Source organism: Lacticaseibacillus huelsenbergensis (genome assembly GCF_029726355.1).
Taxonomy (GTDB): Bacteria; Bacillota; Bacilli; order Lactobacillales; family Lactobacillaceae; genus Lacticaseibacillus; species Lacticaseibacillus casei.
The window spans coordinates 2,785,776-2,811,182 of the sequence record NZ_CP120687.1 but is presented as its reverse complement, the minus strand read 5'-3'; the positions used below and the strand labels follow the sequence as shown (position 1 = coordinate 2,811,182).

The 25,407-nt window shown below is 48.0% G+C and carries 27 protein-coding genes, 1 tRNA gene and 1 pseudogene; 22 read left to right on the top strand and 7 right to left on the bottom strand.

The window, feature by feature from the left end; genetic code table 11:
• Positions 1–4: 4 nt before the first annotated feature.
• On the bottom strand, positions 5–481 hold the full coding sequence (locus LHUE1_RS12985; protein ID WP_049171353.1) for an ASCH domain-containing protein: 477 nt from the start codon (positions 479–481) through the stop codon (positions 5–7).
• A 192-nt stretch (positions 482–673) separates the two neighbouring features.
• Positions 674–1,045 (bottom strand): hypothetical protein, encoded by a 372-nt coding sequence (locus tag LHUE1_RS12980; protein ID WP_049171355.1) that lies wholly within the window; start codon positions 1,043–1,045, stop codon positions 674–676.
• Positions 1,046–1,338: 293 nt separating this feature from the next.
• Here LHUE1_RS12980 and recJ point away from each other — a divergent pair, with 293 nt between their 5' ends.
• The 5 genes from recJ to LHUE1_RS12955 all read left to right on the top strand — a co-directional run bounded on the left by recJ (position 1,339) and on the right by LHUE1_RS12955 (position 5,977).
• Complete coding sequence (gene recJ, locus LHUE1_RS12975) at positions 1,339–3,633, top strand: single-stranded-DNA-specific exonuclease RecJ (protein ID WP_049171358.1); 2,295 nt, start codon at positions 1,339–1,341, stop codon at positions 3,631–3,633.
• A complete protein-coding gene (locus tag LHUE1_RS12970) occupies positions 3,630–4,157 on the top strand; it encodes an adenine phosphoribosyltransferase (protein ID WP_010488148.1) in 528 nt (175 codons plus the stop codon). The genes recJ and LHUE1_RS12970 overlap by 4 nt, the downstream gene beginning before the upstream one ends.
• An 87-nt stretch (positions 4,158–4,244) precedes the next feature.
• The gene (gene ybaK / locus LHUE1_RS12965) at positions 4,245–4,745 is read left to right on the top strand and encodes a Cys-tRNA(Pro) deacylase (protein ID WP_049171361.1); all 501 of its coding nucleotides are present in this window, start codon (positions 4,245–4,247) and stop codon (positions 4,743–4,745) included.
• A 16-nt stretch (positions 4,746–4,761) separates the two neighbouring features.
• Positions 4,762–5,079, top strand: coding sequence for a DUF960 domain-containing protein (locus LHUE1_RS12960; protein WP_049171364.1), 318 nt, complete (start codon positions 4,762–4,764; stop codon positions 5,077–5,079).
• Positions 5,080–5,182: 103 nt separating this feature from the next.
• Entirely contained in the window at positions 5,183–5,977 is a 795-nt protein-coding gene (locus LHUE1_RS12955; RefSeq protein ID WP_277848131.1) for an N-formylglutamate amidohydrolase, read from the top strand.
• 219 nt (positions 5,978–6,196) lie between these two features.
• Here LHUE1_RS12955 and LHUE1_RS12950 read toward each other — a convergent pair whose 3' ends face one another.
• A complete protein-coding gene (locus LHUE1_RS12950) occupies positions 6,197–6,796 on the bottom strand; it encodes an Ltp family lipoprotein (RefSeq protein WP_044112435.1) in 600 nt (199 codons plus the stop codon).
• A gap of 551 nt (positions 6,797–7,347) precedes the next feature.
• On the opposite strand from LHUE1_RS12950, the gene LHUE1_RS12945 reads away from it, so the two are divergent.
• The 4 genes from LHUE1_RS12945 to LHUE1_RS12930 all read left to right on the top strand — a co-directional run bounded on the left by LHUE1_RS12945 (position 7,348) and on the right by LHUE1_RS12930 (position 9,056).
• A tRNA-Ser gene (locus LHUE1_RS12945) sits at positions 7,348–7,435 on the top strand.
• Between the two features lie 260 nt (positions 7,436–7,695).
• Positions 7,696–8,082: a hypothetical protein gene (locus LHUE1_RS12940; RefSeq protein WP_010488153.1), complete on the top strand. Its 387-nt coding sequence runs from the start codon at positions 7,696–7,698 to the stop codon at positions 8,080–8,082.
• A complete protein-coding gene (locus tag LHUE1_RS12935; RefSeq protein WP_049171368.1) occupies positions 8,082–8,285 on the top strand; it encodes a hypothetical protein in 204 nt (67 codons plus the stop codon). Before LHUE1_RS12940 ends, LHUE1_RS12935 begins: the two co-directional genes overlap by 1 nt.
• A gap of 384 nt (positions 8,286–8,669) precedes the next feature.
• Positions 8,670–9,056: a DUF1093 domain-containing protein gene (locus tag LHUE1_RS12930; RefSeq protein ID WP_010488156.1), complete on the top strand. Its 387-nt coding sequence runs from the start codon at positions 8,670–8,672 to the stop codon at positions 9,054–9,056.
• 164 nt (positions 9,057–9,220) lie between these two features.
• On the opposite strand, the gene LHUE1_RS12925 is transcribed toward LHUE1_RS12930, so the two are convergent.
• Positions 9,221–9,469, bottom strand: coding sequence for a hypothetical protein (locus LHUE1_RS12925; protein ID WP_010488157.1), 249 nt, complete (start codon positions 9,467–9,469; stop codon positions 9,221–9,223).
• A 104-nt stretch (positions 9,470–9,573) separates the two neighbouring features.
• On the opposite strand from LHUE1_RS12925, the gene LHUE1_RS12920 reads away from it, so the two are divergent.
• The 8 genes from LHUE1_RS12920 to LHUE1_RS12885 all read left to right on the top strand — a co-directional run bounded on the left by LHUE1_RS12920 (position 9,574) and on the right by LHUE1_RS12885 (position 16,548).
• Positions 9,574–10,179, top strand: coding sequence for a DNA-3-methyladenine glycosylase (locus LHUE1_RS12920; RefSeq protein WP_277848132.1), 606 nt, complete (start codon positions 9,574–9,576; stop codon positions 10,177–10,179).
• Positions 10,176–10,670, top strand: a complete 495-nt coding sequence (locus LHUE1_RS12915) for a DUF3013 family protein (protein WP_049171371.1) — start codon at positions 10,176–10,178, stop codon at positions 10,668–10,670. The genes LHUE1_RS12920 and LHUE1_RS12915 overlap by 4 nt, the downstream gene beginning before the upstream one ends.
• Before the next feature lie 61 nt (positions 10,671–10,731).
• Positions 10,732–11,685, top strand: coding sequence for a 50S ribosomal protein L11 methyltransferase (gene prmA, locus LHUE1_RS12910; protein WP_049171374.1), 954 nt, complete (start codon positions 10,732–10,734; stop codon positions 11,683–11,685).
• Positions 11,685–12,413, top strand: coding sequence for an RsmE family RNA methyltransferase (locus LHUE1_RS12905; protein WP_049171377.1), 729 nt, complete (start codon positions 11,685–11,687; stop codon positions 12,411–12,413). The genes prmA and LHUE1_RS12905 overlap by 1 nt, the downstream gene beginning before the upstream one ends.
• A 52-nt stretch (positions 12,414–12,465) precedes the next feature.
• Positions 12,466–12,789 (top strand): membrane protein, encoded by a 324-nt coding sequence (locus LHUE1_RS12900; protein ID WP_049171380.1) that lies wholly within the window; start codon positions 12,466–12,468, stop codon positions 12,787–12,789.
• A 337-nt stretch (positions 12,790–13,126) separates the two neighbouring features.
• Positions 13,127–15,352, top strand: coding sequence for a RelA/SpoT family protein (locus LHUE1_RS12895; protein ID WP_047106218.1), 2,226 nt, complete (start codon positions 13,127–13,129; stop codon positions 15,350–15,352).
• Positions 15,353–15,475: 123 nt separating this feature from the next.
• A complete protein-coding gene (gene dtd / locus LHUE1_RS12890) occupies positions 15,476–15,922 on the top strand; it encodes a D-aminoacyl-tRNA deacylase (protein WP_049171383.1) in 447 nt (148 codons plus the stop codon).
• Positions 15,922–16,548 carry an HAD hydrolase-like protein gene (locus LHUE1_RS12885; protein ID WP_277848133.1) on the top strand — a complete coding sequence of 209 codons (627 nt, stop codon included), beginning with the start codon at positions 15,922–15,924 and terminating at the stop codon, positions 16,546–16,548. The genes dtd and LHUE1_RS12885 overlap by 1 nt, the downstream gene beginning before the upstream one ends.
• A gap of 80 nt (positions 16,549–16,628) precedes the next feature.
• Here LHUE1_RS12885 and LHUE1_RS12880 read toward each other — a convergent pair whose 3' ends face one another.
• Entirely contained in the window at positions 16,629–17,951 is a 1,323-nt protein-coding gene (locus LHUE1_RS12880; RefSeq protein WP_010488169.1) for an N-acetylmuramoyl-L-alanine amidase, read from the bottom strand.
• 675 nt (positions 17,952–18,626) lie between these two features.
• Between LHUE1_RS12880 and hisS the strand changes: the two genes are divergently transcribed.
• From hisS to msrB, 3 genes are all read left to right on the top strand, one after another.
• On the top strand, positions 18,627–19,910 hold the full coding sequence (gene hisS, locus LHUE1_RS12875) for a histidine--tRNA ligase (protein ID WP_049171389.1): 1,284 nt from the start codon (positions 18,627–18,629) through the stop codon (positions 19,908–19,910).
• Position 19,911: 1 nt separating this feature from the next.
• Positions 19,912–21,717, top strand: coding sequence for an aspartate--tRNA ligase (gene aspS, locus LHUE1_RS12870; protein ID WP_049171393.1), 1,806 nt, complete (start codon positions 19,912–19,914; stop codon positions 21,715–21,717).
• 93 nt (positions 21,718–21,810) lie between these two features.
• Positions 21,811–22,254 carry a peptide-methionine (R)-S-oxide reductase MsrB gene (gene msrB, locus LHUE1_RS12865; protein ID WP_047106212.1) on the top strand — a complete coding sequence of 148 codons (444 nt, stop codon included), beginning with the start codon at positions 21,811–21,813 and terminating at the stop codon, positions 22,252–22,254.
• Positions 22,255–22,373: 119 nt separating this feature from the next.
• Here msrB and LHUE1_RS14405 read toward each other — a convergent pair.
• Positions 22,374–22,445 (bottom strand): annotated as a pseudogene (locus LHUE1_RS14405) (Asp23/Gls24 family envelope stress response protein); the annotation flags it as partial.
• Positions 22,446–22,608: 163 nt separating this feature from the next.
• Here LHUE1_RS14405 and LHUE1_RS12860 point away from each other — a divergent pair.
• Together LHUE1_RS12860 and LHUE1_RS12855 are read left to right on the top strand one after the other, a co-directional pair.
• Positions 22,609–23,529 (top strand): YitT family protein, encoded by a 921-nt coding sequence (locus LHUE1_RS12860; RefSeq protein ID WP_010488175.1) that lies wholly within the window; start codon positions 22,609–22,611, stop codon positions 23,527–23,529.
• Positions 23,530–23,642: 113 nt separating this feature from the next.
• The gene (locus tag LHUE1_RS12855) at positions 23,643–24,530 is read left to right on the top strand and encodes a deoxyribonuclease IV (RefSeq protein WP_049171396.1); all 888 of its coding nucleotides are present in this window, start codon (positions 23,643–23,645) and stop codon (positions 24,528–24,530) included.
• Here LHUE1_RS12855 and LHUE1_RS12850 read toward each other — a convergent pair.
• Positions 24,527–25,357 carry a pyruvate, water dikinase regulatory protein gene (locus LHUE1_RS12850; protein ID WP_049171399.1) on the bottom strand — a complete coding sequence of 277 codons (831 nt, stop codon included), beginning with the start codon at positions 25,355–25,357 and terminating at the stop codon, positions 24,527–24,529. The genes LHUE1_RS12855 and LHUE1_RS12850 overlap by 4 nt on opposite strands.
• Positions 25,358–25,407: the final 50 nt, after the last annotated feature.

The window sequence follows — 25,407 nt, the reverse complement described above, 5'->3', positions numbered from 1 at the left end:
TTCGTCACCTCGCTTGAACAATCGGATAAACCGTGTGAAACTCTTCGACAACCACCATTGATGAGGCGGGATCAAACTGAATGCCGTTTGCCTGATATTCGTGGCGGAAAAACGCCTCATGAGCTGCCCGCCAACTTGCCAACGATTGGGAGCCTTCGCCTTCACGTTTGGCGATCGTGGCATCGACTTTGGTAAATGGCGTCACAAACACATTGTCCGTGAAAGTCAAGGCGACAGGGCGATCCTGACGATCCAAGATGATGTTGTAAACGCCAGCAATCGGCAGCGGGTCTTGCTCAATGGTATAGAGTTCAAAGCCGCTGGTGGTTGCGGTCTTTTGGCCGGTTTTAACCAGCGCAGCTAACTCGTCAGCCAACTCGGATCCGCCGAGCTGATAGGCGTCTTCGTAGGTTGCGGCTGGCAGATCCAACGCAGCTTTAGCTTTAGCAAAAAAGTCGTCCAATACTTGCTGATCAGCCATGACTTTCACGTCCTTTCTTTATCATTATTATCACACAATTCTCAAAATGGTGCATGATTAGCTTATTATAAGGCCGCACACATGGGTATCAGTCAATGCCCGCCATTAGGTCCTTCTTGATACAGAAGCATCATTTAACAGTAAGAAAAAATCGATGCCTTGCGCGGGCATCGATTTTGTCAACATTCAGTTTTAGAAGACCTGTTCGTCAACTTTGCGCATGACGATCTTCGGTACGGTTAAACCAAGTTCATTTGCCAAGGTTTTCATGGCTTCTTCACGTGTCTTGATTTTATCCATATCCCAGATGATGTTGGCGATTCGCCCGTTTTCGTAATCAAAAGGCTCCTCGTAGAAGTAATCATCGTCGTTGTCGCTGTGAAGTTTAGCGGAAACCTTCTTTGACAATGCCCGGGTGTAATCGCGGTCGATCATTTCCGGAACGTCTTTTTCCGTTACATAACCGACTTTCTCAATTTGCTTAGCTGCCTTATCGACTGCTTCGTCAGAAACTGTAATCTTCTTGCCGGCCTTTTCATTGAATTGGTCTTGAGATTTTGCCATGGTGCTTCCTCCTTAAAAATCGTAACGGTCTGCGAAAGGCTTTAATCCGTTACGCTTTGTCTAATAAAGACAACCCTTCAATTACGGATTGCCCGGTTAAAGTCGCTGACTGGAGTAGGGCTTTCTAACAATTCAATTATATCACGCTTTTTCTTGCCCGAACGGATGGGTTTAGCAAAGAAGCAATAGAAGAGGTTAAAAAGGCCATTGGTGCAATGGAAAACTTGTGGCAAGCGGTTAATTCGTGGCGGGTTGTCTGGTATACTGGATCGGTTAGAAAGGAACGAAACAATATGACGCAGTATCAGTGGCAACTCGCCGCACAACCCGATCCAGCGGCCGTTCAACAATTGAGTCAGACATTAGGCGTGCCGGCCTTTTTGGCGACTTTGTTATGGCAGCGAGGTATTAAGGATAAATCTGACTACGAGGCATTCGTACACCCGGACATCAGCCGGCTGCACGATCCATTTGCGTTACATGACATGGATAAGGCAGTCGCGCGAATCCTGAAAGCAATCGAACATAATGAAAAGATCACGATTTACGGTGACTATGACGTTGACGGCCTGACCAGCAGCGCCATTATGCTTGAAACATTGCAGAGCCTTGGCGCGGAACCTGATGTGTTTATTCCGGATCGATTTGCTGACGGTTACGGCCCAAATGCCGAAGTTTATGCCTATTTGCAGAAAACTGGGACGCAACTGGTGATCACGGTTGATAACGGCGTGGCTGGCGCTTCTGTGATTGACGCCGCTCAGGAAGCCGGGATGGACGTTGTGGTCACGGATCACCATGAACTACCCGCAAACCTGCCGCATGCGGTAGCGGTCGTGCACCCGAGGCATCCTGATGGTCATTATCCGTTTGGCGATCTTTCCGGTGCCGGTGTGGCGTTCAAAGTGGCGACCGCGCTGCTTGGCGAGCCGCCGCTTGAAAGCGTCGATTTGGCTGCCTTAGGGACGATCGCGGATTTGGTTAGTCTAACCGATGAGAATCGCGTCATTGCACAGTTGGGTTTGAAAATGATTCAAACTCAGCCGCGGGTGGGGATTGCCGCGATCTTAAAAGAGGCGGGCGTTGCCCCGGAAACTGTCAACGAAACAACAGTCGGCTTTGTGATTGGTCCGCGACTGAATGCACTAGGACGCATGGGAGATGCAAATCCCGGCGTCACCTTGCTGACGACTTTTGAAGAGGATGTTGCGGCTGATCTGGCGCAACAGGTTGGTAAATTAAATCAGGAACGCCAAGGATTAGTCAGCAAGATTGCTACAGAAGCACTGGCAATGGCACAGACTCCGGAAAACCAAGCCGCCAAGACCTTGCTGCTGGCGAAAAAAGGCTGGCACGAAGGTGTTGTCGGGATCGTTGCCAGTAAAGTGGTTGAGGCGACTGGCAAGCCGACATTAATTATGAATATCGCTGATGATGGCATGACTGCCAAAGGCTCGGGTCGTTCCATCGAAGCCTATCATCTTTTTAACGCTTTAGAACCGGTTAGAGACAAAATGGTGGCGTTTGGCGGGCATCATATGGCGGTTGGATTAACGGCCAAGACCGAGGCGCTACCTGCAATTCATGCGCAGATGGAGGCGGCTGCAGCAACGATGCTCAAAACCGTGCCAAAGCCGACGCTGCCGATTGCTGCGCGATTAGAAAAAGATGATTTGACGTTGGCTCATTACGAATTGATTCGCCAACTTGCGCCTTTTGGCCAGGGCAATCCCGAACCGACTTTTTCACTTCGGCCACAAGTGATTCAAAATGTGAAACAAATTGGCAAGGAAAACGCGCATCTCCGGTTTCAGGTGGATAACGGTATTAATGTCATCGGTTTTGGCTTTGGTGAGGCCGCTGCAACGCTGGTTGATGCCCAAGCCGTCAAGCTTGCTGTCAGACTGGATCAGAACACCTGGCAAGGCAATACGAGCCTGCAGCTGATGCTAAAAGATTATGAAGTCAAGCAACCGCAAGTCATTGATTGGCGAATGCCTTCTGTTGACGGCAGCCAATTCAAAAGCAGTCGCACCTATGTCTTTTTTGATGCGAAAGTTAAGCAGCAGTTTGAGCGGCAATTCTCCTTTGGTGGCCCGACGCTGACGGCTGAGCAAGTCACATCGCCATTAGCCAACGCCGTTTTGGTTGATTTACCGCAGAATCGTGCACAACTGCGCGCGCTTATGCAGCAAATCCAACCACCAGTCGCCATTATGTTTTACGGCGCACCCAGTCATTTAGTGGCCATTCCGACGCGCGTTGAGTTCGGCGCTGTTTTGCATTTTCTCAAGGCCCACCCCGGTTTTGACAAGCACCACATTCCGGCAATCGCTAAAGCCGTGCACTTGACGGTCCATCAGGTGATCTTGGCGATTCAGGTGTTTTTTGAACTTGACTTTGTTACAATAGATGGTGCTTTTATTTCTCCAGTCACAGCACCGGCCAAGAAGCCACTGCAGACGGCCAAGGCTTATGCAGCGCGCGAGGAATTTCTAACGCTCGCGCAGCAGCTGCAAACCATGCCGCGAGCCCAGTTAGAAGCGATGTTGCTGACGGAGCATACAGACAGTGAGGTAGGATCATGACCATCAATTTTAAAGATTACATCGCAAGTGTGAAAGACTTTCCGGAACCGGGGATTATTTTTCGCGATATTTCGCCGCTGATGGCAGACGGAAAGGCCTATGCCGCAGCAACTGACGAAATTGCCGCTTACGCCCAGGACAAAGGCGTTGAGATGATCGTCGGTCCGGAAGCACGCGGCTTTATTGTTGGTTGTCCGGTCGCTTACAAGTTAGGCATTGGTTTCGCACCGGCCCGGAAAAAGGGAAAGCTGCCGCGGCCAACCGTTAAGGCCAGTTACGATCTGGAATATGGCGAAGCGACCCTGTATTTACACAAGGATGCCATCAAACCGGGTCAACGGGTTCTGGTTTGTGATGACCTGCTGGCAACCGGGGGGACCATTGCCGCAACGATTCGCCTAGTTGAGCAACTGGGTGGTGTGGTGGTTGGTACAGCCTTTTTGATTGAATTAAGCGACTTACATGGCCGCGATAAGATCAAGGACTATGATATGTTCACGTTAATGGCATACACCGGCGCTTGATGGTGGTATTTTCGCTGCAATTGCCCTAGTATTTTAAGTGAAGGTTTTCAAGTAGGTCAGATGGAAATTTCGTGAGGAGGGGTCGCAATGGCTAAACATCATAAGACAGAAAAAACCTTGGTCGAAAAAATGTTAGACAAAGCGGGCATTACCTACGTGCCTTATGAATTTCCGACCGAAGAAGTGGGCGACGTTGCCCAGTTGGAAGTCGATCACCTCGATGTTCCGGAACATCAAATTTATAAAACGTTGGTATTGACCGGCAACAAGACCGGGCCAGTGGTTGGCGTTGTTCCCTTAGATCGGCATGTCGACTACAAAAAGCTAAGCAAGGTCTCCGGCAATCGCAAAGTGGGTATGGTGCCGTTAAAAGACCTTGTGAAAACGACTGGCTATGAACACGGCGCTAACACACCGATTGGCATTCATGAACGCCACAAGTACCCGATCTTTATCAGTCAAGAGGCCGAAAATCAGCAGCAAATGATTGTATCAGCTGGCAAAGTCGGCCGTTCCGTTGGCATTGATCCCAAAGTGTTGGCAGACTTTGTCAATGCACAGTTTGCGGATATTGCCACACAGGACTGAGGAAAGGAGCCAAGTCATGTTTGAAGCAAATCACAGTCGATTCGCGACATTTGGCATCATTTCGAACTTGCCAGGCGAAATTATCGATAGTATTTGGATGATCATCGACCGCAACTTACAAGGCGTGGTGCCACTGAACAACTTACTGCGCTTTGATCTGCAGAACAATCAAGGTAAGCTCACGGTTCATTTTAGTGAGGAAGGGGCCGACACGGAAATGGCCGTGGATCTGCCATTCCCATACGATCCCAGCTTCCCGGACACCGTGATGGCTTATGATGATGGTGAGAGTCAAACCATTCTTTTACCTGAAGAAGGCCACCGCGAATCGTAATGTCGCACTTAATCAAGTAAAAAGGCTAATCAGCATCGGGCGAAAATCGTTCGGTGCTGATTTTTTACGGTGCATCGTTTGCAATAAGGGGGGGGGTTCATATTTGAATGACCAAAACGCAAAATACACGGTGCTGAATCCGGATCATGATTCACAGGTCGTTATCAGTTTACCGCACAGCGGCACTTGGCTTCCTGATTCCATGAAACAGGCGCTGCTGCCGACAGCTGTGTTAGCCAACACAGATTGGTTTTTGCCGGAACTCTATCGCTTTTTACCAGCCGCTGGGTTTACGACATTGATCAATCACGTCAATCGCTACGTTGCCGATCCCAACCGCGCCGTGACTTACGATCTGCACCATGATTATCGCTCGGCCACTATCTATCAACGCAACACGTTTGACCATCCGCTATACGCAAAACCGTTAACGACTGCGCAGATGCAGCAACGCGTCCGCATATTTTACTGGCCTTACCGCCATCGGCTAAGCAGGTTGCTGAATCAAAAGAAAGCAAAATTTGGCCATGCTTATTTAATTGACCTGCACAGCTTTGCTCAATATCCGTATTATCCGGGCGTTAAGCCAAAAACCATTATCTTAGGCAACGATCACGACCGGACTTCCAGCAAAACATTTCGGCAAGCACTAACAAATCGGTTAATCGAGCAGGGCTGGACTGTCGAAAATAATTTTCCGTTTCGCGGAGGCGACATCACGCGTCATTATGGGCACCAACAGGGAATAACGGCGATTCAAATTGAACTGCGCTATGACCAGTATATTGCGCACAGTGCTTTTGACGAAGAAGTGCTCACGCGCTATCAGCCGGATATTTTTGGGCAGGCGCAAAGGCGTTTAGCTTTTTTGACAGATTTTTTGAATCGTCTGGATTAAAGAAGGCACCTTGATCTCGATGATTGCGTTGTCAAAATCCGAATCAGAATAAAATGCTAAAAAGACAAAAAGACACCGGTGAGTTATTTTCTCACGGGTGTCTTTTGATAGTTGATGCAAACAGGCAAGCTTGCCCCCAAACCAAGTCCTAGCTTGATTTAGGCTCGATCATTGAACGAAGGTTGTTTCAGTGTAACTCAGGTTTAAAAAGAGTTGCGGCTACTTATCACTAAGATGTTGAACTGCATAATTTGCTTCTTCAGCGGTGAACTTTTCACCATGCTCTGAAGTTAGCTGGTCACGAATTGCATCAGGTGACATCGCCATGTCCTTTTGGTATGACTTAGCTTTCTCCAACGCGTTTTTGTTCCAATCTGCTTTGACATTTTGAATGGCATAATTGCCTTCTTCAGCGGTGAACTTTTCGCCGTGTTCAGAAGTCAATTGATCCAGTATGCCAGCCTTTGACATGTGCATTGTGTCAGCATAATTTTTAGCTTTTTTAACAGCATTCTTATTCCAGTCCGCCTTGACATGATCAATCGCATACTGCGCTGCTTGAGCTGAGAACTTTTCACCATGCTCAGAGGTAAGTTGGTCATAAACGCCTTGTTTCGACATATTCATCATCGTTGCATAGGATGTTGCCTTGGCTAATGCCGAGCGATAATCGGCCGGCACATCAGGTTCTTTGGATTCAGCTTTGGATGGCGTTGATTTTGACGCATCAGCAGTTTTACTTTCAGTCTGACTAGAGCTGGATGTTTGTTTTGAGCTGTTGTTACCTTTACCCCCAGCCATTCCGCCAGCAATAATCATAACAACGACAACAAGTAACCAGAACCAAATTCGCTTATAAATCGGCTTTTTCTTCACTTAACTTTTCCTCCAAATTGTTTATTTAATTATTTAAAAATAATCCGATCTGCCCCGACAGATCGCGATTCCTACTTGTCATTTCACCTGTGAACCTTCACAACAACGATAAAATGGGCATTAACTTCCCGAAGAGCTGAAAGTCGAAGGCGCCTGTTTGCACCTTTAGAAGCATATTATACAGCTTAACAATTTATGTCAACAAAATAAAACTTGTAGATGGTACAAAAGGATTGTGTACAAGTTTAAATAATTTAATAACATAATTTATTTATAGATGATATTTAGACTTGTATTTAGTAATTTTACAAAGGCATGCATAATCAAATCATGCAAAACAGCTGCAAACGTCACATGATTAGAAGGTGACACAGTGTCACCACTCATCTAAATGATCAGCACCAAGATTCAGTCTCTTTGAAGTTAGTCAAACAAATTTCAAGAGAATTGCTTCCCAAAGCGCAGGCATTTTGTTATACTAGTTCTTGTGTTTTGGAGAGTTGGCAGAGTGGTAATGCAACGGACTCGAAATCCGTCGAACCGGCTAATACCGGCGCGCAGGTTCAAATCCTGTACTCTCCTGAGATTGAAAGAGCGTGATACCGGGATTTAACGCCTGTTATCACGCTTTTTTTCGCCATTAGTCTGGTTCCAAAGTCGACTATGCGAACCCGCACATCACGCGGTCGGTTTCCATCCGGTCCGTTTCATTTTTGCTCGCTCATATCAAAATTCTGCAGCAGAAGATTAATAACCTTTGTATAAACAGGATCCATCATCGTGCAATGGTTTCTGCAAACTTGTATAATACAGTTACTGCTAAAACAAGGGATGATCGACACTTGAAAATTTCCATTAAAAAAGTACCGGCACTTTATGATTTGATTTACGGGGCGTTTGCCCTTGTGATGCTGATTGTTGCGATCGTGACAACTTTGCCCAACGGATTTTCTTTTACAAGCGTTGGCGCAACGCTGATGACATGGGCGGACCATCTGTGGTGGTTGACCGTGCCTGGCATCATTTTTCATCTACTGTCGTATTTTGTGAGTCAACATTCACGATTGCTAACAGTGGGCAACATCATTGGGTTATGCGCCTTTATTGCCTTTATTTTGATTCCTAATTATAGTGTCTTCGCATTGATTGGATTGGTCGTTGCCATGCTGCTTATTTTGAGAGGCGCCAACCGCTCACATCGAATGCGCGAGGAGTCGGAGGTGTCATGATGCCTTGGTTAAAGCATAAAAAAGATGACGAACCGGAAGTCGGCATTGGCGATCATGATTTTAGCCAGTTTGTCAAAAATGCCCGCCGCGATCCGCAACGTTTCAAGGCGGTTCAGTCAGTCTTCAGCCGATTAAAACGCAGTCCGAATAAAAACAATAAGAATCATCCGCCAGTGAAGCATTCACCCAAAGATGCGCGTTAAAGCCATTTAGTAGTTGGACAAGAAGGCATATCAGCCTCGGGACGATCTTTGTCTCCGAGGCTGATTTTGTTGTCACACCAACAATCCTCAGATATTTCGAGATTACCTTCCGCCGAACGATACTTGCAAAAGTATTAAAGCTAAATTAAGAGTAATTATTTTGTTGTTTTGGTCTTACAAAAATGTTCGGTCAAGTCCGTATTTAGTCCTTAAAATGACGCTATATAAACCGATACAACTAACACAGATACCTATGTATTCCTTGCCCACCTTACGTTTATGACATTTTTGTCACGATTTAAGAAAACCCTAAAGGCGGTAAAGATAGTTGCAACTTTTCAATTGGATTGACATAATGTTGGTAACAAAAAGGAGCGATTATCCATGAAAAGAGTTATAGGTGTGGTTGCGTTACTTGCAGTTCTCGTTTTGGGCTTTTTTGGTTATCAGTATTGGAACAGTACCTATAATGGGGTTGAAGCTTATGCCGTGGTCACTGAAGGCAAAAAGGAAGCTTCCAAGAATGATGATGGCTCGCCTTATAAAGTGAATGGCAAACAATACTACACGTATGAATACGATTTCGTCTGGATTACAAAAGATGGTCAAGAACGAAAACTCGGGTTCTCATCTCCAGAATCGGCTGATCCCAAGCCATTAACACCAGGGACGTACGTTAAAGCCAAGATTTCGCAAAAACGGGTCATTGCTGGCCCACAAACCGTTTCAGCTGATTCAGTTCCTGCGGCGATTAAGGATAAGCTTAAGTAGTTTTCGGTGGCATTTAGAGCATGACGCTAGCATGGCATGGACATAGTACAGAGACCTGAGCTGAGTCCGACCACGCCTTGCTTTCTAGCCGTACCTGGTCACACGCAAAAAAGAGGCAAACAACAGCCCATTAAGACTGCTAGTTTGCCTCTTTTTGCTAGCCATTATTTTTGGTCAGGCAATGTAAGCGCGCCGTCTTCGACCAATTTGCTTAAGATTCGATAAAGTAGTTCTTCGGAAAAATCCCGCGACTCTGATAGCAAATAGCTATAAGTGTCAGCTACACCCGGATCCGGTACTTTGGCTAACCATTTTTGGAGGCGGGCATTGACCTTGTCGTCTGTGTAGAGTTCGGAGACCAGTGTGTCGGCTTGTTGACTGATAAGCGCGCGCAATGCTAAGTTTTCTGCCATGTTCAGCTTCCTTTCCAGTTGGTTACTATTATACCTGGCGATGTTTTGAAGGCAAAGCCACTTAGCCCTTTGCATTCGTCTGAAGCTAGGCTAATATATTAAGCATGATAATTCCTTGGTTAGCAACACGACCAACACTTCAATCCGCCCAACAATTGCTGGGGATGAAGTTAAGTTTAGCCAACTGCAGCGGCTTAATTGTCGAAACCGAAGCTTACCTCGGTGTTCGCGATGAAGCGGCACATGCGTTTGGCAATCGGCATACTAAGCGCAATCACAGTCTGTTCTTGGAAGCGGGCACGGTTTACGTGTATCAAATGCGGCAATACTGTTTGCTGAATATTGTGACCCAGGCAGCTGATGTTCCTGAGTGCATTTTGATTCGCGCGCTTGAACCGATTGCTGGACTGGCGGACATGGCGCACCGGCGTCATCAAACCGGGGTTGGGCTTACAAACGGGCCGGGAAAGTTATGCCAGGCGTTAGCGATTGATCGCCAGCTCGATGGGACTGTGCTAAATGACGGTCAATTAAAACTAACGCCAACAGCGTATCGCCCACGGAATATCGTGATCGGTCCGCGAATCGGCATCCCCAATAAGGAACCCTGGACAAGTGCACCCCTGCGATTTTACGTGTCCGGCAATCCGTTTGTGTCGGGCTTGCCGCGGCGAGACCAGGATCGGAAAATGAAAGGATGGCAAGCATGAGCCAACTGAATATGTTAGATGCAATCGGCGAGAAAATGGATCAGTTCGATTTTGACGGCGATCTTAGTTTGAACTGGGATAAGGATGCCCACGTCATTGAATTGGAAATCACTATGACGGCACAGGGTGAGGTAGGCATCGAGGTTGAAGACCAAAACGGCGCGACCATTGATGACGGACCGGTCACTTATCAAGATGCAATTCTTTTTTATGACGAAACCCGGCTGCATGGTGAAGATTATGCCGATGACTATCTGGCTATTTTCGGTTTTAATGGCAAGAAAGGCATTGACGTCGCAACCGTGGATGCGTTGTTCATTTACTTACAGGATTTGCTGGACGATGGTGAAAGCGATCTGATGGATTTTGTCGATGGCACGTCTGACAATGATCTTTTTTCATTGAATTTCGACGATGCGGCGTTTGAAGAGATTCTGGCGCAACAACCTGACGCCAACAATCGGATCTTTTTGCCGTATCCAAAGTATTAATAAGTTGATGAGTGAGTGTTAACTGCAAGTGGATGATAGGCGGCACTAAAAGGAGACATCGATGAACAACGATTGGACAGCGTTAACGGTAACAACCTCGACTGAAGCGATAGAGGCGGTTAGTAATATTTTGATGGAAGCCGGTGCCGAAGGGATTCAAATTAAGGACGCTGCTGACTTCAAAAAGGCGACAATTGATGCTCACGGAACCTGGTTTGACCCGACCACTATTCCGCATTTGGCTTCAGGCGCCCAGGTGATTGGCTATTTTGATCCAGCTACCTCACTCATTGAACAGCGCGATCACATTGCGGCGCAAGTCAAAGCATTGAAGCAATTCGGATTAGATCCCGGAGCGGCAACGGTCACGTTGACCGATGTGCGGCAGGCGGATTGGGCCAATGTGTGGAAACAGTATTATCATCCGCTTCGAGTTTCGCGTTTTTTGACCATTGTGCCTAAATGGGAACATTACACCCCGGAACAAAATGGCGAAATCGTGCTGACGCTGGATCCGGGCATGGCGTTTGGCACCGGTACGCACCCGACCACCCAGTTGATGTTAGGATTACTGGAATCAGTGGTGCGCGGCGGTGAGACGATGATTGATGTCGGAACGGGCTCCGGAATTTTGGCGATTGCTGCCGAACGCTTGGGTGTCAGCCGTATTTTAGCAACCGATGTCGATGATGTTGCCGTCAAAAATGCCCAGTCTAACATTGAACTCAATCCTGTCAGCCACATCACGGTAAAGGCAAATGATTTGCTACAAGGGATCACCATGTCTGCTGATTTGATTGTTGCCAACATTTTAGCTGAGGTTTTAGTGCCTTTAATTCCGCAGGTTCAGGAACGCTTGAAGCCCAAGGGTCATTTTCTTCTGGCTGGCATTATTGCCGACAAAGCTGCCTTAATCACGCAGACTTTGCAGGCCAATGGGTTTACGATTGCCCAACGGCGTGAAACAGGCGGCTGGGTGGCACTCGATGCCGTGATTCAAGAGGAGGACGACTGATGCAACGGTTTTTCACCGTACATAAGTTGCATGAAAAGCAGACGTTAACATTGGAACCAGCGATTGCCAAGCATGCCATTAAGGTGTTGCGTCATGAGGTGGGCGATGTGATTGAGTTAGCCGATCCTGAACACCATGTTTATCACGCCACGATTCAAAGCACAGATCCGCTGACGGTTTTGATCGGCGAGGATGTCACGCAACCCGTTGAACTGCCGATTGCCGTTGAAATTGTCTGCGGTGTCAGCAAAGGCGATAAAGCCGAGTGGATTGTCCAAAAAGCAACCGAATTAGGCGCTGCCAAGATCGGCTTTTTTAATGCACAGTGGGGCACTGCCCGCTGGCCGGCCGAACGGGTTGCCAAAAAATTGAGCCGGCTGGCGACCATCGCTCAGAATGCCGCAGAACAAAGTCATCGCAATCTGGTTCCTGAAGTGGCGATGTATGCTAAGCTTAGTGATGTAGGCAATAGCGCGGCAGTCAAGCTGGTTGCTTACGAAGAAAGTGCCAAGCAAGGCGAACATGCGGCACTGGTAGCAGCGTTGGCAGAAAAGCCGGCATCATTATGCGTTGTTTTTGGTCCGGAAGGCGGTATTTCACCGGCTGAATTAGCTGGGTTAAAAGCAAATGGCTTCACACCAGCCGGTCTTGGCCCACGAATTTTACGGGCAGAAACGGCGCCTCTGTACTTGCTGAGTGCTGTCTCGGTTCTCACCGAGCTTTCTTAATTAAAAATTGAATCATTGATAATTGAATCATTGATAAAGGAGACTATCACTGATGAGTCGTGTCATGAATTGGGTCAAAGTTCCGCGCAACACCATTATTTGTTGGAGTGTCTTCGTGACCTTGCTCCTCCCTTGGGTCTTCCCGTTACTGCATCTCAGCACTGCCATTCGTGTCGGTGTGCTGTTCATTTTGATCAATATGTTGAGTGCCTGGTGGATTGGCAAAATGATTCATCGCCATCATTTAGGCTGGTGGTGGCTTCTGGTTTTACCTGTTTTGTTTACGTTGATGGTTTTATGGCGCTACAAATGGTATGGGTACTTTTTTCCGCCGATCTACATCGTTTTAAGCCTACTGGCAATGGCAAAGGACTAGCATTTTGCCAGAGAATCGTTATAATTTAAGGGTAGTCTAAGAACAGATGAAACCAGCTGTGCGACTATTGTTTCATCAACAACGTGCAGCGATCATGCGCGAACTGACGCGATTAATCAAGCGTAACGAAGCGGCGATAAGCGTGTTGTCCCGGCCAAGTCGGAACAGACCGTTTATCGCCCTTCTCATAATGTCGGTGCGCCTATTAACGCGCTCACCAGCGCAGAAGTCTGCATGTAAGGACCTTGAACGCAATGGCCAAAAAACGGCCATCACGTCCAAGGCCGCTTATATTCCGACTTCTAACCGCGCTGGTGAGCGCTTAGGAGGAATTGGAATGGCCGAAGAAGTTGAACTTACCCAACCGGATGTCATGAAGTTGTGCAAAGCTTATATGAATCCTGAACATTTGGCATTCGTCGAAAAGGCCTATAAATTTGCTGCATACGTCCATAAAGACCAGGTTCGCAAGTCCGGTGAGCCTTACATTATCCATCCCATTCAGGTAGCCGGGATTCTTGCCGAATTAAAAATGGATCCGGAGACAGTGGCTTCCGGCTATTTACATGATGTCGTCGAAGATACCAACATTACGTTAGGTGACATTGAAGAAGTATTTGGGCACGATGTTGCGGTTATTGTTGATGGCGTCACCAAACTGAGCAAAGTCACGTATGTCGCGCATAAAGATGAACTCGCCGAGAACCACCGGAAGATGTTGTTGGCAATGGCCAAGGACTTGCGGGTCATCATGGTCAAATTGGCTGACCGTCTGCACAATATGCGGACACTCCAACACTTACGCCCGGACAAGCAGCGGCGGATTGCCAATGAAACATTGGAGATTTATGCGCCTTTAGCTGACCGTTTGGGGATCAGCACCATCAAGTGGGAGCTCGAAGATTTGTCGTTGCGCTATCTAAACCCGCAACAGTACTATCGGATTGCCCACTTGATGAACAGCAAGCGAACCGAACGCGAAGCTTATATCCAAGAAGCCATTGAAGAAATCAAAAAAGCATTGGCTGACTTGCATATCAAATACGAAATCTATGGTCGTCCCAAGCATATTTATTCCATTTACAAAAAAATGCGCGACAAACACAAGCAGTTTGACGAGCTCTATGACCTGCTAGCCATTCGGGTGATTACCGAAACGATTAAAGACTGTTACGCGGTTTTGGGTGCCATCCACACCAAATGGAAGCCAATGCCAGGGCGATTTAAAGATTATATCGCAATGCCAAAAGCCAATCTGTATCAAAGTATTCATACAACGGTCATCGGGCCCATGGGCAAACCGCTAGAAGTACAGATTCGCACCGAAGAAATGCATCATGTGGCTGAATATGGTGTTGCGGCACACTGGGCTTACAAAGAAGGTCAGACCAGTAAAGTTCAGTATGACAAGGCTGGTAAGAAACTGGATATTTTCCGTGAAATCCTCGAACTGCAGGATGAAAGTAGCGATGCGGCTGATTTCATGGAAAGTGTCAAAGGCGATATTTTTACCGATCGGGTTTATGTATTTACGCCCAAGGGTGACGTCTATGAGCTTCCTAAGGGGAGTAATCCACTTGATTTTGGCTATCTCATTCACACTGAAGTCGGTAATCATACAGTCGGGGCAAAGGTCAACGGCAAAATCGTACCGCTGAATTATGTGCTCAAAAACGGCGATATTGTCGAAATGCTGACGGCCAGTGGCAGCGCTCCGAGTCGTGATTGGATCAAGATTGTTTATACCTCCCGTGCCCGCAACAAGATCAAGCGCTATTTTAAGCAAGCCGATAAAAGCGAAAATGCCGAAAAAGGCCGTGATATGCTGGAACACGAGCTGCAAGAGGAAGGGTATACGCCTAAAGAGTTCCTAACCAAGGAAAACCTGTCCGGGCTCATGCAGCGGCTGAATTTTCAAACCGAAGATGAACTGATGAGTTCGATCGGCTATGGTGAATATACGCCGAAAGTCATTGCCAATCGGCTGACCGAGAAGTATCGCCACGAGAAGGCTGAAAAAGATCGTAAAGCTAAAGAAGCCGCGATCTTGTCGAAAAATCAAAAAGTGACGACAGTTTCCAGCGAACGCCACCAGCCACAAACCCATTCCGAAGATGGCGTGGTGATTGAAGGCGTCGATAATCTGCTGGTTCATCTGGCCAAGTGCTGCATGCCTGTTCCTGGCGATGCGATTGTCGGGTATGTCACCAAAGGCCGCGGTGTGACTGTTCATCGTGCTGATTGCCCCAACGTTCAAAATTCCAAAGAAATGTCCGGCCGGCTGATTGAGGTTCGCTGGGAGAATGAAGAGGATCAAAAGCAGCTCTTCAACACAGATCTCGAAATTTACGGATACAATCGCAGCGGATTGCTGAGTGATGTTCTGCAGGTTCTCAACGCCCAAACCAAAGCCTTGAATAATATCAATGGCCGAGTCGACCATGACAAAATGGCTGACATTCATGTTACGGTCGGGGTCCGTAACCTTGCTCACTTGGACAAGTTGATGGACGCAGTTAAAAATGTCCCGGATATTTATGAAGTTAAACGGGCCAATGGTTGATCGAAGGCAGCAGTCGAGCAACATCACCAGCTTAGACTGAGATGTTTGTTCCTGCTGCTTTTTCGGCCACAGCGAGACAGCTCAGGTTTCAAATGAAAGTGAACGAGAAAAGGAGAGACATTTATGCGCGCAGTTGTACAACGCAGTCTTGCCGCCCAAGTGACCATTGAGGGGAAGACAGTCGGAGCCATCGACCACGGTTTTGTCGTGTTATTAGGTGTCGGTCCGAACGATACCCAAGCCGATAGTGACTATCTGGCGGAAAAAATCAGTAAATTGAGGGTATTTAGTGATGGTGCCGGCAAAATGAACTTGGCCTTAGCAGATGTCGGTGGTCAGATTTTGTCGATTTCCCAATTCACGTTATATGCCGATACCCGCCGTGGCAATCGGCCGAGTTTTACCAATGCGGCTGATCCGGCTTTAGGTGAGCAACTGTACCAAGCCTTCAATGCCAAACTACGGCAACTGGGGGTCACGGTGGCGACCGGTGAGTTCGGTGGCAATATGCAGGTGAGTCTCACTAACGACGGTCCAGTCACCATTCTGTTTGATACGGAGGCGAAGTAATGCTGGTTAATGCTATTTGGGATTTTGACGGCACGCTGTATGATTCCTATCCCGGCATGATGAAAGCCCTCAGAAGCCTCGTATTGGATAATGGCGGACAAATTGAACCGGATGCTTTGTACCGCCTAGTCAAAAAGACTTCGATCAAAAAGTTTCTAACCGATTTCGGTGGCAAAGTAGGGCGCTCAGTGGATGAATTAGAGGCTGACTACCATCACCGTGCTCGTGCTTACCTTCATGACATTCATCCTTACCCGGCGGCGCTGCCAGTGTTGCAGGCAATCAAGGACCAAGGTGGGAACAATCTGTTGTTAACGCATCGCGATCACAGCGCATGGCAAATCTTAGCGAATGATCATGCGGATACCTTGTTTCTCGGTGGTGTGGATTCCGATCTGAACTTACCGCGCAAACCGGCACCGGATGCGATTCAGTATCTGCTTGACCGGTTTCAGCTGAACCCGGCAGTTACCGCCATGATCGGTGACCGTTCTCTGGACATTGATGCTGGCGTCAACGCAGGAGTCAAAACCATTTACTTCAATGTCGATGGGTTAAATGCCGCACCGCAAGCGGACTTTAAGGTGAATACTTTGGAAGAAATTCCGCCTTTGTTCCGTAAGTAAATAGTTGCAACCAAAATACCCGCTAAGGCAACCGCAGCTGCCTTAGCGGGTATTTTGGTTGGTCGAAAACAAATGAAACGTTATTGGTGATTGCCAGCCTTGAAGTAGGCGTTCAATCCATTGACGATATCCGTCGCTATTTTGGACTGATACGTCGGATCCTTGATGTGTTTGAAGTCTTTATCATTGTTGATGTAGCCCATTTCGTTCAAAATGGCCGGCTGCTTGTTATCACGCAAAACTTCATAATTACCAAAAGCTACGCCGCGATTCTCCAGCGGCAAGCCAGTCAGCGCGCCATTAATCGACTTGGCCAGCGCGAGATCCTTTTTACTGCTGTAGTAGTAGGTGGTGAAGCCTGATGCAGAGTTTTTAGATGGGCTAGAGTCAAAGTGGAATGAGATGAACGCATCTGCATGTGCGTTGTTGGCGGTGGTTGGCCGCGGCGCAAGATCAACAAACGTATCTGTGGTGCGTGTCATGATGACGTTTGCTCCGGCTGCGCGCAAAGCATTGGCGACAAGGTCTGCCGTTTTCAGGGTGTAGGTCTTTTCATAATCAGAGCCATCATTGGCAATGGCGCCGGTATCGGTACCGCCGTGACCCGGATCAAGAACAATTGTCGCTTCGGAAAGCTTGGTTGCGGCTTTTTGCGTCTGACCGTCATTAGGTGCGCTGACTGTCCAACTAGCCACAAAACCGGTTTTGCCATCAGGCGCGGTAACTTGATACCAATCATCCTGTTGCTTGATAACGGTCAGTTCCGTGCCCTTGTCCAGTTTTTCGACAACCGGCGCATTGATACCTGCTGCATTTCGTAAATTAGTCGTTGTGTTGGTCGTGACTTTTAGCGAGGGATTGCTTTGGGTCTGCGTCAGATTTGCTTGGGCAGGTTGCGCGAGGTTCGTTGTCTGGCCGGTCAGCTGGACGCTGCTGCTGGTAATCCACGCTGCAGTATTGTTATATGCGATTTGCGTCCAGTTGCCTTCCTGATAGACGACCTTAACACTCACGCCGGCATTAAGGGAGCCTAATTGTTTGGCATCCTGGCTCGCATATTCGCGCACATTGACCGGTTGATTGACGGTGGCAACTTTTGCCCTGGTCGTGGCAGCTTCGCTTTGATCGACCAGCCATGATGCCACCCAACCAATTCGATTCCCGGCAAGCCGCACTTGGTACCAGGAATTCTTGGCACCGATAATCGTCAGCTGATTGCCCGACTTAACCTGACCCATAATGCCATAAGCAAGCCCAGGCCCCAGCCTCACGTTAACTGTGTCGGCCTTGACCGTCATATATTGCGTATTGGCCATGACACTGGTCGTCGCGGCACCAACGCCAAACAACACCGCCAGCAAAATGATCAATGGCCATTTTTTCAATTGTCCGATAGGTTTCATGACCCAGCCTCACCATTCTCTAAAAATCGTTAAGTTCATTATAGCAAATCGGCTGGTAAAAAGGCGGTAAAGACGGTTTAACTGTCTGTAAGCCGTACGCTAAAGTGAAAAGTCAGCGATAAGAAAAGAATAGAAACGCCGTTGACAAAGCTTTCTGCAAACCGTATGCTTTAAACAATAACTAAGACCTGTGACGGAGTAGGATAGATCAACTTTAAGCGACCCGGAGATGGTGAAAGCCGGGACCGATCGAAAAGACACTCCCGAGGTGATCAAATTCCGGAACGCCACCGTTATGGCAAAGTAAAACACAAGGTGGTACCGTGTCCGCACCCTTCGAGCAATCGAGGGGTGCATTTTTTTAGAGCGCGAGCAGGAGCGTTTAGAAATCGGAGTGTAAGTGGCCTCAAGCCTAAATGGCTGGGCTTTGGCCATTTAGGCTTGAGGTCCTTACACGTAGATTTCTGCGACTGCGAGCGCGTTTCGGAACCGGATTGCCCCCCAATGTCTATAGTTTCAATCCCATAGTCGTGTGGTTTGACCATTTAGGGCTTGAGCTCCTTACACGCAGGCTCCTGCGAACACCCTCAACCAAACCATCCTCACGAAGCCAACCACTAAAACCCACCCGATCACCCAACCCCATCACATCTCTCAGACTACAGGAGGTCCCTCATGAATTATCAACGTCCAAAAGGCACAGCCGATATTTTACCTGGCCAAAGTGAACGTTGGCAGCAGGTAGAAGCTGTTGCCCGTAAAATTTTTGCCCAATACCAATACCGTGAAATCCGCACGCCGATTTTTGAAAATGTCGACGTATTTTCGCGCAGTGCTGGCGACACGAGCGACATCGTGACCAAAGAAATGTATACCTTTAAAGATAAAGGCGATCGAATGATGGCCTTGCGTCCTGAAGGCACTGCCGGTGTCGTGCGAGCCTATGTCGAAAACAAATTATACGGTCCTGAATATGCAAAGCCTTACAAGGTTTATTATATGGGACCGATGTTCCGGTATGAACGCCCGCAAAGTGGCCGCCAGCGGCAGTTCCATCAAATTGGGGTCGAAGCTTTTGGCAGTGATTCTCCGGTGCTCGATGCCGAAACGCTCGCCTTGGCCAAGCAGTTACTCGAAGCTTTAGGTGCCAAACATCTTAAGTTTGTCATCAATTCGTTGGGCGACCCAGCGACGCGTAAAGCATTTCATGCGGCGCTCGTTGATTACCTGACGCCGTTCAAAGATGAGCTTTCTGAAGATTCTAAAGTTCGCTTAGAAAAAAATCCGTTGCGCATTCTCGATAGTAAAGACCGTCATGACCAGGAAATCGTTGCCAATGCGCCTTCAATTCTGGATTATCTGACGCCGGAAGCCCAACAGCATTTTGATCGCGTGAAGACATTGCTGACAGGGCTGGGGATTGATTTTGATGTGGATGCGACCATGGTCCGCGGACTTGATTATTACAACCACACGATTTTTGAAGTCATGTCCGATGATAAAGTCTTTGGTGGCGGCTACACGACGATCTTGGCAGGCGGTCGTTATAACGGGCTGGTTGAAGAACTCGGCGGTCCCGAGACTCCCGGAATTGGTTTTGCTATGGGCGTTGAGCGCTTGATGCTGTTGATGCAATCAGACCAAGAAGCAGCGCAACCGGATGCCTTCATCGTTACCATTGACCAAGGTGCTGACCAAGAAGCCTTGCAAATGCTGACAGCCTTGCGTCAACAAGGCTTTACCGGTGAAATGGATTACATGGGTCGCAAAGCAAAGGGTCAGTTTAAAGCAGCCAACAAAGCGCATGCGAAGCTGGTTTTGACAATAGGCGAAAGCGAACGCGCAGCCGGCACCGTCCAGATTAAAAATATGGCAACCGGCCAGCAACAAGCTTTTCCCCAAGCAGATGTGTTGGCAGATTTTGGTAAAATTTATACGCAAGTAACGGAGGCAAAGTAGTATGAGTAAACGAACCTGTTATGCCGGTGATGTGACCACCGATTATGTTGATCAGGAAGTAACCTTAAAAGGGTGGGTGCAGAAACGTCGCAGTCTCGGCAGTTTGATTTTTATTGATTTGCGGGACCGGGAAGGCATCGTTCAACTTGTTTTTTCTGAGGAATTTGATCAAGACGCGTTGACAGTGGCCAATTCGGTGCGCTCCGAGTATGTGATCGAAGTGCACGGGGTGGTCAAGCAACGCAAGCCGCAAGCGGTGAACCCGGAAATGAAAACCGGCGATGTCGAAGTTGAAGTCCATGACATCACTATTTTGAACAAGGCCAAAACGCCGCCATTTTATATTGAAGACAATGTCGCCGTAACAGAAGAGACCAAATTAAAGTATCGCTACCTTGACTTGCGCCGGCCTGAGATGCAAAAGAACATCTTCACCCGCGCTCACATCATGCGCAGTGTGCACCATTACTTAGATGACAATGGCTTTATTGATGTCGAAACGCCGACGTTAACTGCTAGCACGCCTGAAGGAGCCCGGGACTATCTGGTGCCATCGCGGGTTTACCCTGGTAGCTTCTATGCTTTGCCACAATCACCGCAATTATTTAAGCAGCTGTTGATGGGGGCCGGATTTGATCGGTACTACCAAATCGCCCGGTGCTTCCGCGATGAAGACTTGCGCGGCGACCGCCAACCGGAATTCACCCAGATTGACCTTGAAACCAGTTTCTTAACGGCAGAAGAAATTCAAGATATTACTGAAGGCCTAATTGCTCAGGTGATGCACGATGTAAAAGGCATTGACGTCAAGTTACCATTTGAGCGGATTACCTGGCAGGATGCAATGGATAAATATGGCTCTGATAAGCCGGATCTTCGCTTTGGCATGCAGATTCAGGATGTTTCCGATTTAGTCAAAGATTCTGATTTCAAAGTTTTTGCGGGTGCTGTGCAAAATGGCGGCCAAGTGCGGGCAATCGTTTTGCCTGGCGGAGCCGATAAATATTCACGAAAAATGATCGATGCCCAACAGGATTACATCAAACGCTTTGGTGCCAAGGGTCTGGCGTGGATGAAAGTGACAGCTGACGGCATTAGCGGCCCAATTGCCAAGTTCTTCGGTGACGGCAAGACGCTGACACAAGCGGTTGGCGCCCATGCTGGGGATCTGGTTTTATTTGTAGCAGATAAGGCAAAAGTCGTTGCTGATTCGTTAGGTTATCTTCGCACCCATTTTGGCCATGATCTTGGTTTGATTGACAACAAGCAGTTCCGCTTCTGCTGGGTGGTTGACTGGCCACTGTTCGAATATGACGAAGGAATTCAACGTTGGGTTCCGGCGCATCATCCATTCACGATGCCAAACGAGGAAGACGTTCATCTGCTTGATACCGATCCGCATGCAGCGCACGCCCAAAGTTACGATATTGTGTTGAATGGCTATGAATTAGGCGGCGGCTCCATCCGTATTCACAACCGGAAGATTCAAGAAAAGATGCTCAAAGCGCTGGGCTTCACTCCGGAACGTGCCCAAAAGAGTTTTGGCTTCCTGCTGACAGCGCTTGATTACGGGTTCCCGCCGCATGGTGGCTTGGCGATTGGATTGGATCGGTTTGTCATGCTGCTCACAGGCCGCACCAACATTCGCGATGTCATTGCCTTCCCGAAGAACAGCAAAGCCAGCGAACCGATGACCAGTGCACCTTCACCAGTTGCGGACGTACAGCTTAAGGATTTAGGTATTGAAGTTCGGCCAGATGTCGATCCGGAAAAAGAGCATGAAGGCGACGAGAACTTAACCGAATAAGGGGCGTCACTTTCGCCTAAAGTTGTTATGCAATTTAATTGCTGACAATCGAAACGCCTACCGCTATAATGGATTGTAGCGGAGGTGTTTTTTATGTTCGATAAAGCAAAACGGCCGTCAAAAGCCGATCTAAAGAAGCAACTGTCACCTGAAGCTTATGCGGTTACGCAAAAAGCCGCGACTGAACGGCCGTTTTCCGGTCAGTATGATGATTTTTATCAAGATGGCATCTATGTAGATGTTGTTAGCGGCGAACCGCTATTTTCCTCCCAAGATAAATATGATGCCGGTTGTGGCTGGCCATCTTTTACCAAACCGATTACAAAGCTCGCCGAACACCGGGATCAGAGCTTTGGGATGGAACGCGTCGAAGTCCGCAGTCCCGAGGCTGATTCGCACCTTGGCCACGTTTTTAACGATGGTCCAATTGCAAAAGGCGGCTTGCGCTATTGCATCAATTCCGCAGCGCTGCGTTTCATCCCGGTTGCCGATCTCGAGAAAGAAGGCTACGGCCAATATCGACAACTATTCAAGTGAGCGTGAGCTGGCGCGATTAAAAGTCGGAGTATAAGTGGCCTTAGGCGTGATGGCCCGGGTTTAGGCCATTGCGCCTAAGGTCCTTATACGCAGACTTTTGCGCCAGGGAACGCGTTAATGTGAGCGTGAGCTGGCGCGATTAGAAGTCGGAGTGTAAGTGGCCTTGGGCGTGATGGTCGGGCTTTGACCATTGCAACCAAGGTCCTTACACGCAGACTTCTGCGCCAGGGAACGCGTTATGACACCCGTCAAAATAAATAAACCGACCGATTTTTTGATTTGGTAGCAATCAAAGACCGCCCTTGTTATACTTGATCACGACATGATTATGGGTGACAGGGAGCGGTTTTTGATATGGAAGAGATTGATCGGCTAATTCGCCGACATCAAAATTGGTCACGATTATCAGCGGCATTTTTCTATAGTATTTGTGTCGCCGTTGCGTTGAATATGTTTTGGGAACCGGGTGGGGTTTTTGCCAGTGGCATTACCGGTGCGGCCCAGCTTTTGGCGACCGTGGTGCGAAAATGGTTCAACTTTGACATTGCATTGCCATTCTTTTCGCTGGCGACAACGGATTTATTTTCAACTGGGACGCTGCTATTTTTCTTGAACGTGCCACTTTTTATTTTGGCATGGAAGGCAATCGGCCACCGCTTTACGGTGTTCACCTTTTTGGCGGTTATCTTTTCGACGATCATGATTCGGTTGCTTGGGGTATTAACACCGCTGACTAAAGACCCCATCGTTTGTGGTATCTTTGGCGCGGTTGTGAATGGCTTGGGTACCGGCTTTGCTTTGCGCAATAATATTTCCACTGGCGGTATCGATATTCTCGGGATCGTTCTGCGTAAACGGACCGGACGGACGGTTGGCACGATCAATATTATGTTCAACGTGCTGATTATCTTTCTTGCCGGTTTTGTCAACGATTGGCCGCATGCGTTGTATTCGGCGTTGGCAATTTTCATCAATGGCCGGGTCATGGATTCGCTATACACGCGCCAGCAACGGCTGCAGGTCATGATTGTGACTGCCCGGCCAAAGCAGGTCGTTCGGGAGATTCAAGGTTCGCTACGCCGCGGCATCACCATTGTTCACGATGCAGAAGGGGCCTTCCATCACGAAGAAAAAACCATTCTGTTCACGATCATTTCCCGGGCCGAAATGTATGACCTAGAGCAGGCCATGCGTCACAGCGATCCGTATGCGTTTGTGTCAATTACGGACTCGGTCAAAATCCTCGGCCATTTTTACGAGCCAAAAACGGATTAACCGCGCTAACATGAACCCGGAAAACAGCCGGGTTTTTTGATGAAATTTTTTCTGATCACCAGCAATCTCAATTGAAACGATTGCTGGTTGATCATACATAGGGGGCTTTTTAAATGTTAATCGGTGCCAATGTCAGTATGAAAGGCACAAAAATGTTGCTAGGGGCAGTTGAAGAAGCGGCTAGTTATGATGCCAATACACTGCAGTTTTATACAGGTGCGCCGCAAAACACGCGGCGCAAACCAACGAGCGAAATGCGCATTCCTGAAGGGCTGGCGGCGATGACCAAAGACGGCATCAGTCATACCGTTATTCACGCACCTTATATTGTTAATCTTGGCAATACGAAGAAACCCGAGAACTTTGAATTTGCGGTGCAATTCATGCGGGAAGAAGTTGCCCGGGCGGACGCGTTACACGCTTATGCCATGCCATTTCATCCCGGTGCGCATGTGGGCGCCGGTCCTGAAGCCGCCATCAAGCAAATTGTGAAAGGCTTGAATCGCATTATTGACCCTAAGCAACACGTCACGATCGCGCTTGAAACCATGGCAGGGAAAGGAACGGAAATCGGCCGTTCATTTGAGGAACTTGCCGCAATCATTGATGGGGTGACTTATAACGAAAAGTTGCGCGTGACTTTTGATACTTGCCATACCAACGACGCCGGTTATGATGTTAAAGATGATTTTGACGGTGTTTTAAATGAATTTGATCACGTCATCGGTTTGGATCGGCTGAGTGTCATTCACGTGAACGATTCCAAGAATCCACGGGGCAGCCATAAGGATCGCCATGCCAACATCGGTTTTGGAACAATCGGGTTTGACGCTTTAAATCGAATTGCCCATCATCCCGCATTGGAAAAGTTACCCAAGATACTCGAAACCCCGTATGTCGGGCCAGATAAGAAACATCAGGTCCCGCCATACGGGGAGGAAATCAAGTGGCTCAAAAGCGGCCATTTTCAACCGGAAGCTTTGCGCCGGTTGATGGATTAATGGGTTTCGGTATTTTCAAATTCATCTAAGCCCATGTGCTCCAAAATCAAGGTTGCAGTTTCTTCAATCGATCGGTGTGCGGTGTTAATCACCATGCAGCCGATTTTTTTGTAGAGATCTTCAGCAAACTTCAATTCTTGATTAACTTGATCACGCGCCGAATAGGCAGTGTCCGGATTCAAGCCATATTGAATCATGCGCTGACGCCGAAATTCCATTAAAACGGAAGCATCGGTGGTCAAGCCGACAATTTTTTTAGGATCGACCTGCCAGATTTCTTCGGGAATATGGGCATTGGGTACCAAAGGCAAATTGGCGACTTTGAGATTGCGATTGGCGAGAAAAAGGGACAGTGGTGTTTTGCTTGTCCGTGATACGCCGAGCAACACAATATCTGCTTCCAAAAAGCCTTTCGGGTCTTTGCCGTCATCATACAAGACCGCAAATTCCATCGCCGAAATCCGATCAAAATAACGTTCATTGAGATCATGCACGGCACCTGGAACGTGGTTGGGTTCTTCATGCGTAATTGATTTGATGCCGCTGATGATCGGCGACATGACATCGATCGCGATGACGCCTTGGTCTTTGGCATAATGCGTTGCTAGTTGGGCGAAACCGTCCGTAACAAACGTCATGATCGCCAACGCATTTTCTTTCTTTGCTTCATCAAGTGAACTGTAGATCTTTTCCTTTGTATGAATAAACGGAAATCGTACGTAATGCGCTTCAAATTCCGGAAACTGTGCGGCAACCGCCTGCGCAAGTCGCAGTCCCGTTTCGCCAACCGAATCTGACATGATATATAAATTCAATTCTTGGGTCATAATGCCACCTCGCTACTTAGATAACGCTATCATAGCATAATTCAAACGAG

Bases quoted from the DNA above. Each gene is read 5' to 3' on its own strand.
- LHUE1_RS12985 (WP_049171353.1), bottom strand. From the start codon at position 481: ATGGCTGATCAGCAAGTATTGGACGACTTTTTTGCTAAAGCTAAAGCT.
- LHUE1_RS12980 (WP_049171355.1), bottom strand. From the start codon at position 1,045: ATGGCAAAATCTCAAGACCAATTCAATGAAAAGGCCGGCAAGAAGATT.
- recJ (WP_049171358.1), top strand. From the start codon at position 1,339: ATGACGCAGTATCAGTGGCAACTCGCCGCACAACCCGATCCAGCGGCC.
- LHUE1_RS12970 (WP_010488148.1), top strand. From the start codon at position 3,630: ATGACCATCAATTTTAAAGATTACATCGCAAGTGTGAAAGACTTTCCG.
- ybaK (WP_049171361.1), top strand. From the start codon at position 4,245: ATGGCTAAACATCATAAGACAGAAAAAACCTTGGTCGAAAAAATGTTA.
- LHUE1_RS12960 (WP_049171364.1), top strand. From the start codon at position 4,762: ATGTTTGAAGCAAATCACAGTCGATTCGCGACATTTGGCATCATTTCG.
- LHUE1_RS12950 (WP_044112435.1), bottom strand. From the start codon at position 6,796: ATGATTATTGCTGGCGGAATGGCTGGGGGTAAAGGTAACAACAGCTCA.
- LHUE1_RS12935 (WP_049171368.1), top strand. From the start codon at position 8,082: ATGCCTTGGTTAAAGCATAAAAAAGATGACGAACCGGAAGTCGGCATT.
- LHUE1_RS12930 (WP_010488156.1), top strand. From the start codon at position 8,670: ATGAAAAGAGTTATAGGTGTGGTTGCGTTACTTGCAGTTCTCGTTTTG.
- LHUE1_RS12925 (WP_010488157.1), bottom strand. From the start codon at position 9,469: ATGGCAGAAAACTTAGCATTGCGCGCGCTTATCAGTCAACAAGCCGAC.
- LHUE1_RS12920 (WP_277848132.1), top strand. From the start codon at position 9,574: ATGATAATTCCTTGGTTAGCAACACGACCAACACTTCAATCCGCCCAA.
- LHUE1_RS12915 (WP_049171371.1), top strand. From the start codon at position 10,176: ATGAGCCAACTGAATATGTTAGATGCAATCGGCGAGAAAATGGATCAG.
- prmA (WP_049171374.1), top strand. From the start codon at position 10,732: ATGAACAACGATTGGACAGCGTTAACGGTAACAACCTCGACTGAAGCG.
- LHUE1_RS12905 (WP_049171377.1), top strand. From the start codon at position 11,685: ATGCAACGGTTTTTCACCGTACATAAGTTGCATGAAAAGCAGACGTTA.
- LHUE1_RS12900 (WP_049171380.1), top strand. From the start codon at position 12,466: ATGAGTCGTGTCATGAATTGGGTCAAAGTTCCGCGCAACACCATTATT.
- LHUE1_RS12895 (WP_047106218.1), top strand. From the start codon at position 13,127: ATGGCCGAAGAAGTTGAACTTACCCAACCGGATGTCATGAAGTTGTGC.
- dtd (WP_049171383.1), top strand. From the start codon at position 15,476: ATGCGCGCAGTTGTACAACGCAGTCTTGCCGCCCAAGTGACCATTGAG.
- LHUE1_RS12885 (WP_277848133.1), top strand. From the start codon at position 15,922: ATGCTGGTTAATGCTATTTGGGATTTTGACGGCACGCTGTATGATTCC.
- LHUE1_RS12880 (WP_010488169.1), bottom strand. From the start codon at position 17,951: ATGAAACCTATCGGACAATTGAAAAAATGGCCATTGATCATTTTGCTG.
- hisS (WP_049171389.1), top strand. From the start codon at position 18,627: ATGAATTATCAACGTCCAAAAGGCACAGCCGATATTTTACCTGGCCAA.
- aspS (WP_049171393.1), top strand. From the start codon at position 19,912: ATGAGTAAACGAACCTGTTATGCCGGTGATGTGACCACCGATTATGTT.
- msrB (WP_047106212.1), top strand. From the start codon at position 21,811: ATGTTCGATAAAGCAAAACGGCCGTCAAAAGCCGATCTAAAGAAGCAA.
- LHUE1_RS12860 (WP_010488175.1), top strand. From the start codon at position 22,609: ATGGAAGAGATTGATCGGCTAATTCGCCGACATCAAAATTGGTCACGA.
- LHUE1_RS12855 (WP_049171396.1), top strand. From the start codon at position 23,643: ATGTTAATCGGTGCCAATGTCAGTATGAAAGGCACAAAAATGTTGCTA.
- LHUE1_RS12850 (WP_049171399.1), bottom strand. From the start codon at position 25,357: ATGACCCAAGAATTGAATTTATATATCATGTCAGATTCGGTTGGCGAA.